Source organism: Oryzicola mucosus, assembly GCF_014534685.1.
GTDB lineage: Bacteria > Pseudomonadota > Alphaproteobacteria > Rhizobiales > Rhizobiaceae > Oryzicola > Oryzicola mucosus.
On sequence record NZ_JACVVX010000002.1, the window covers coordinates 800,756 to 806,771 of the forward strand.

The 6,016-nt window shown below is 61.4% G+C and carries 7 protein-coding genes and 3 tRNA genes; 5 read left to right on the top strand and 5 right to left on the bottom strand.

The window, feature by feature from the left end:
• Positions 1–192: 192 nt before the first annotated feature.
• Complete coding sequence (locus ICI42_RS10255) at positions 193–840, top strand: OmpA family protein (RefSeq protein WP_188164434.1); 648 nt, start codon at positions 193–195, stop codon at positions 838–840.
• A 116-nt stretch (positions 841–956) separates the two neighbouring features.
• Here the strand turns inward: ICI42_RS10255 and ICI42_RS10260 are convergent, their stop codons facing one another.
• The 3 genes from ICI42_RS10260 to ICI42_RS10270 all read right to left on the bottom strand — a co-directional run bounded on the left by ICI42_RS10260 (position 957) and on the right by ICI42_RS10270 (position 3,679).
• Entirely contained in the window at positions 957–2,489 is a 1,533-nt protein-coding gene (locus ICI42_RS10260) for a DEAD/DEAH box helicase (protein WP_188164435.1), read from the bottom strand.
• A gap of 169 nt (positions 2,490–2,658) precedes the next feature.
• Positions 2,659–3,417, bottom strand: a complete 759-nt coding sequence (locus ICI42_RS10265; RefSeq protein WP_188164436.1) for an NAD kinase — start codon at positions 3,415–3,417, stop codon at positions 2,659–2,661.
• A 94-nt stretch (positions 3,418–3,511) separates the two neighbouring features.
• The gene (locus tag ICI42_RS10270; RefSeq protein ID WP_188164437.1) at positions 3,512–3,679 is read right to left on the bottom strand and encodes a hypothetical protein; all 168 of its coding nucleotides are present in this window, start codon (positions 3,677–3,679) and stop codon (positions 3,512–3,514) included.
• Between the two features lie 161 nt (positions 3,680–3,840).
• Here ICI42_RS10270 and ICI42_RS10275 point away from each other — a divergent pair.
• Positions 3,841–3,916, top strand: a tRNA-Thr gene (locus ICI42_RS10275).
• An 11-nt stretch (positions 3,917–3,927) separates the two neighbouring features.
• On the opposite strand, the gene ICI42_RS10280 is transcribed toward ICI42_RS10275, so the two are convergent.
• Both ICI42_RS10280 and rlmB read right to left on the bottom strand, forming a co-directional pair.
• Entirely contained in the window at positions 3,928–4,404 is a 477-nt protein-coding gene (locus ICI42_RS10280; RefSeq protein WP_188164438.1) for a YbaK/EbsC family protein, read from the bottom strand.
• A gap of 56 nt (positions 4,405–4,460) precedes the next feature.
• Positions 4,461–5,318, bottom strand: a complete 858-nt coding sequence (gene rlmB / locus ICI42_RS10285; RefSeq protein WP_188164439.1) for a 23S rRNA (guanosine(2251)-2'-O)-methyltransferase RlmB — start codon at positions 5,316–5,318, stop codon at positions 4,461–4,463.
• 196 nt (positions 5,319–5,514) lie between these two features.
• Between rlmB and ICI42_RS10290 the strand changes: the two genes are divergently transcribed.
• The 3 genes from ICI42_RS10290 to ICI42_RS10300 all read left to right on the top strand — a co-directional run.
• Positions 5,515–5,599 (top strand) — tRNA-Tyr (locus ICI42_RS10290).
• Between the two features lie 28 nt (positions 5,600–5,627).
• Positions 5,628–5,701: transfer RNA gene (locus ICI42_RS10295), tRNA-Gly, on the top strand.
• A 192-nt stretch (positions 5,702–5,893) separates the two neighbouring features.
• A partial coding sequence (locus tag ICI42_RS10300; RefSeq protein WP_230980272.1) for a GTP-binding protein occupies positions 5,894–6,016 on the top strand: 123 nt, incomplete at its 3' end.

A 6,016-nucleotide genomic window follows, 5' to 3' on the forward strand; every position in this document is an offset into this window, starting at 1 on the left:
CAGGTGGCCGATCTTGCTTGATCGGCCACGCCAGGCTGGCGTGGCCGTGACGACCGTCCGCTATAAAATACGCCTGAAGCCAATTTAGCTGGTATGTCGGTTCCGGTTTTCGCCGTATTTCGTGTTAGAAACCGTTGGAATCGCATCCGTATAGATGCGCCGGGTCATGCCTGCCGTAGGAGAGGGAAAACCATGAAGAAAACGATCATCGGCGTTGTTGGCGCCGCCATGCTGCTTGGCGCCTGCACGACGGATCCATTCACCGGTCAGCAGAGGATTTCGAACACCGCGTCGATGGCCGGCCTTGGCGCTGTGGCGGGTGCGGGTCTCGGCATGCTGGCTGGCGGCGACGATCGTCGCAATGCGCTGATCGGTGCCGGCGTCGGCGCATTGGCCGGCGGTCTGGCCGGCAACTACATGGATCGCCAGGAAGCTGAACTGCGCGCGCAGTTGCAGGGCACCGGCGTCAGCGTCACGCGCGTGGGCGACCAGATCGTCCTCAACATGCCGTCCAACATTACATTCGGCACGGATCAGGACACGGTGAAGTCCGCCTTCTATCCGACCTTGAACTCGGTCGCGATCGTCCTGAAAAAGTTCAATCAGACCATCGTCGACGTTTATGGCCACACCGATTCCACCGGCGGCATGCAGCACAATATGGACCTGTCGCAGCGCCGCGCCATGTCGGTTGCCAACTATCTGTCAGCGCAGGGTGTCGATACGCGCCGCTTTGCGATCACGGGCTTCGGACCGACGCGCCCGATCACGTCCAACGATACGGCGGACGGACGCGCGCAGAACCGTCGCGTCGAGATCCAGCTGTCGCCGCTGACCTGATCGATCTGCTTTCACCAATCGGTGGGATGGCGCCCGGCACGCCCACCGATTGGTGAAGTTCAGTCCAAAAAAAATGGCCCAGACGGGCCATTTTTCGTATCCGATGACGGCTGAATTCAGAATTTGGGTTCGATCAACATGAAGGCTGGGATTTCAGAGCCGAAGCCCAGGACATTGTTGTCGTCATCTTCATGGCGGTCACGGCCACCACGGCGATTCTGCTGCTTGCGGTCCGAATTGCCGCTGCGGATCGAGTCGCGGCGGTCGCGCCGCTCTTCTGGGGCGACTGCGATGGCTGGTTCTTCAGCGACTTCGAGCGCTTCAACGACTTCAGGCTGGTCGACTTTTTCCGCCTCGGGGCGGCGTTCACGCTTGCTGTCGTCCTTGCGTCCGCCGCGCCTGTTCTCGTCTTTTCCGCCAGCGCGCTTGCTGGGGCCACGGCCACGGCGCGGGGCGTCGTCGCCTTCCGCCGGCGCGGGAAGCGTTGTGATGTCGCCGTCCAGCCACTCGATCTGGTTTCCGATCAGCTTCTGGATGGCGTCGACATATTTGTTGTCGGAGCGGGTGACGATGGTGAAGGCCTTGCCGGAACGGCCGGCGCGGCCGGTGCGGCCGATGCGGTGGACATAGTCCTCGGCATGGATTGGCACGTCGAAATTGAAGACGTGGCTGACGTCTGGAATGTCGAGACCGCGCGCGGCGACGTCGGATGCCACAAGAAGGCGCAGTTTTCCTTCACGGAAACCGTTCAGCATCGCTGTACGCGCCCGCTGATCCATGTCGCCATGCAATGCGCCCGCGTCGAATTCGTGCTTGACCAGCGAGCGGAACAGTTCGGCGACATCGACCTTGCGATTGCAGAAGATGATCGCGTTCTTGATGTTGTCGCCTTCCTCGATGATGAGGCGGCGCAGCGTCTCGCGCTTGTCCCAGGGCTTGGAGCCTGACTTCACAAGCTGCTGTGTCACCGTCAAAGCGGTGCTCGAAGCCTTTGCCACTTCGACGCGCACGGGCGCATGAAGGAACTGCTCGGTCAGCTTGGTGATCTCAGGCGGCATGGTCGCCGAGAAGAACAGAGTCTGCCGGGTGAACGGGATGAGCTTGCAGATGCGCTCAATGTCCGGGATGAAGCCCATATCGAGCATGCGGTCGGCTTCGTCGATGACGAGAATTTCCACGCCGGTGAGCAAAAGCTTGCCGCGCTCGAAGTGATCGAGCAGGCGGCCTGGCGTGGCAATCAGCACATCGACGCCGCGCTCGAGCTTCTTGAGCTGCTCGTCGAAGGACACGCCGCCGATCAGCAGGGCAACCGTGAGCCGGTTGTTCTTGCCGTATTTGACGAAGTTTTCCTCGACCTGAGCCGCGAGTTCACGCGTGGGCTCGAGGATGAGGGTGCGCGGCATGCGTGCCCTGGCGCGGCCCTTTTCCAGGCGCGTCAGCATAGGCAACACGAAAGACGCGGTCTTTCCGGTGCCGGTCTGGGCGATGCCCAGGACGTCCTTGCCCTGGAGCGCGTGCGGAATGGCGCCTTCCTGGATCGGTGTCGGCTTGGTGTATCCGGCATCGATGACGGCGGAAAGAACCTTCGGCGAGAGGCCGAGGTCTGCGAAAGTCAACGCTTCTGGAGCGGTCTGGGTGTCTTCTGACAAGTTTTGTGACTGTCTTCATCTTGAAGAGTTGCGCGGCATAAGCCACGGCGGGCGCCCGGCGTCCGCTTCATGCTGCATCGCGATAGAGTTTGCGCTGCGGATTGTCAACTTAAACTGGCGTAATGTTGGTCATTTGCCACGAACGGAGGCTGGTCCAGTGGATAGCGGCTCAGTATTTGAACTGTTCGGCGAGGATGCGTTCTTTCCAGGACTGGCCGGCATCGAACAGCAAGGTGGCAGTCGCGGATGGCGATTCCCTGACGGTGACGGATCGTGCCGATTTGACCTCGGTATGATCGGCCACCGCATTGACCGGGCGTTTGACTTCTTCCAGCACATCAAAGCGGACTTCGGCAGTTTTCGGCAGAAGGGCGCCGCGCCAGCGCCGTGGGCGAAACGGGCTGACCGGGGTCAAAGCCAGCAAAGGCGCGTCGAGCGGCAGGATCGGCCCATGCGCCGACAGATTGTAGGCCGTCGAGCCGGCAGGGGTCGCCACCATCACGCCATCGCAGATCAGGTCTTCGAGCCGAATCTGGCCGTCGATGGTGATGCGCAAACGTGCCGCCTGATAGGACTGGCGCAGCAACGACACCTCGTTGATCGCAAGCGCCTGGGTCTCGAGACCATCATGATCGACAACCGTCATTTCGAGCGGGCGAATCGTTTCCGCAACGGCGCTGGCAATGCGTCCGTCGAGGTCATCCTCACGGTATTCGTTCATGAGAAAGCCGATTGTGCCGCGATTCATGCCGTAGACGCGCTTGCCGGAACTCATCGTGTCGCGCAGCGTCTGGAGCAGGAAGCCATCGCCGCCAAGGGCCACGACGACATCGGCGTCGGCGATAGGTGTCTTGCCATAGCGCTTGCACAGCCGCTCGGCGGCTTCGCTTGCATCGGGCGTGTCGGAGCTTACGACGGAGAATTTCACCTGGCCGGCCCCTGTTGTGCATCCCGGATCGGGGGTGCCGACCGCGCGCTTGTGTGCCGGGGACGTAGCACGGCAGCTTTCACGTGCAAAGTCTTCAGCCCAGGCCAGTGGCGTGGCGCAGATAGAAGGCGAGCACGACAAAGCCGATAAAGGCGGCAATGCCGGTCCAATCGACGCGTTTCGCCTTGGTTTCCTTGTAGAGCTTGAGCAGCAGGAACCAGAGTACGACAACGACGACAGCGAGAAGCACAAACCTGATCATCGGCGACCCCCGTTTCGCGTGGACTTTCCACAAACCGGATTTAGGGATTCATATCGGGTTTTTTAAGATCGCGGCGATCGACTTCAGCCGGATGGGGAAACCTAAACCGACCCTTGCGAAATTTCTTTACTGTTGGGCCAGATGTGGTAACGGAGCGCCGTGCCCTTGTAGCTCAGCTGGTAGAGCAGCGGTTTTGTAAACCGAAGGTCGCGGGTTCGATTCCTGCCGGGGGCACCAGCCTTTTCACATCAAGAGCCTGACGAATGCTCCTGGCAGACGTCGCACCATTGCGCGCCGACGAGTGCGGCCAGCCGCTCGACACCCAATCGCACAGCGGCGTTGGTGGCGCCGGCGGCCGGCACGACCTCCTCATAGTGGCGCAAGGAGACGTCGCAATAGATCGGCAGAGGTTGCGGCAGGCCGAAGGGGCAGACGCCGCCGACTGGGTGGCTGGTGATTTCGACGACCTGTTCGGCATCCAGCATGCGCGGCTTGCCGCCGAAGGCATCGCGGAACTTCCGGTTGTCCAGTCGCGCATCGCCGCGAGCGACGATCAGCATCGTTGTCTCGCCGACCCGCAGGCACAAGGTCTTGGCGATCTGGCCGGGTTCCACGCCATGGGCTTCGGCGGCCAGCGCAACGGTCGCGGAACTGCCGGCGGTTTCTATGACGTCGATATCGGGTGCATGGGCGGCGAAGAAGGCTTTGACGGAGTCCAGGCTCATGCTCGAAAAGACCTGCGTGGGCTAGAGAAGAATGGAAACAGGGCCGCCCCTTTGGCTCAAGGGCGGCTCTTCAGGAAGCTTCGCGCGGCGTAAAGGGCGATGGCGGCCGCGTTCGACACGTTGAGCGAGCGAATCGCCCCCGGCATGTCGAGACGCGCCAGAGAGGTGACCGTCTCGCGCGTCTTCTGGCGAAGGCCCTTGCCTTCCGCACCGAGCACCAGGGCGATGCGCTTGCCGGCAAATGTCGTTTCCAGTTCCGCGGGGCCTTCCGAATCGAGCCCGATGGTCTCGAAGCCGGCCTCGTGCAATTTTTCGAGGGCGTCCGCGAGGTTGCGGACCTCGATCATGTCGATGTGCTCGAGCGCACCGGAAGCCGATTTCGCCAGCACACCCGATTCCTGGGGGCTGTGGCGCGAGGTGGTCAAGAGCGCGCCGGCGCCGAAAGCCACGGCGGAGCGGATGATGGCGCCGACATTATGCGGGTCGGTGACCTGATCGAGAACCAGGACCAGCGGCGTTTCGCCGAGTGCCGAGATGTCCTTGGCGCGCAACGGCTCCGCCTCGATCACCACGCCCTGATGCACCGCGTCGCTGCCGGTGATGCGGTCGATGTCGCGCGGCTCGGCCAATTCGACCGGGAAGGGCAGGGCGGCGATGTCGGCTATCTCCAGCCGTTCCTGCGCATTGCGTGTGATCATCATGCGCTTGATCTTGCGCTTGGGATTGTCGAGGGCGGCACGAACCGTATGCAGGCCGTAAAGCCGGACGCGCCCATCCTGTGGGTTCTCGCCGGGCGGCACGGGCTGCCTGGGACGAAATTCCGGGGCTCCGCCGGCTTTCTGGTCGCGAAAGGTGCGACGCAGCTTGGCGTAATGGGTGTCTTTCGGGGTGCCGGGTTTTTTAGGATCGCTCATGCGCTTCCTATAAGGGGCACAGGGCGTTTTGGATATGGCTGGCTGCGGGCAAATCAAAATTATCGACGGCAAACGTCTCATGCGCGGTTGACAGTCCAAAACCTTGCCGCCATAAGCGCATCGCAGATTTCGGGTGGGGCTTGAAGCCAAACACGGGATCGGCGAATGCCTCGTTGCACGGCTTCGACTGCGGTCTGGAGGGATGCCCGAGTGGTTAAAGGGGACGGACTGTAAATCCGTTGGCTATGCCTACGTTGGTTCAAATCCAACTCCCTCCACCACTGCAGCTCCGAAGCCTTGGAAAGCGGCGCGGGTATAGCTCAATGGTAGAGCAGCAGCCTTCCAAGCTGAATACGCGGGTTCGATTCCCGCTACCCGCTCCAGATTGCCGAGGCACGGCCCTTCCATAACGAAGCCGCGATGCCTATATAGGCCTGCATATCCCCGACAAGTCGGTTCATCGATGGTCTTCGCCTGGCGGCGACGGGCAAAAGGCACTTGTATTTTTACGCCTTTCTCGTTAATCGCCGCGCATCCAACCGGAACCACGGTCCCGACGCCCAAGGAAAGAGACGATGGCAAAAGGTAAATTCGAGCGTAATAAGCCTCATGTGAACATTGGCACGATTGGTCACGTCGACCATGGCAAGACGTCGCTGACGGCGGCGATCACGAAGTACTTTGGCGAGTACAAGGCG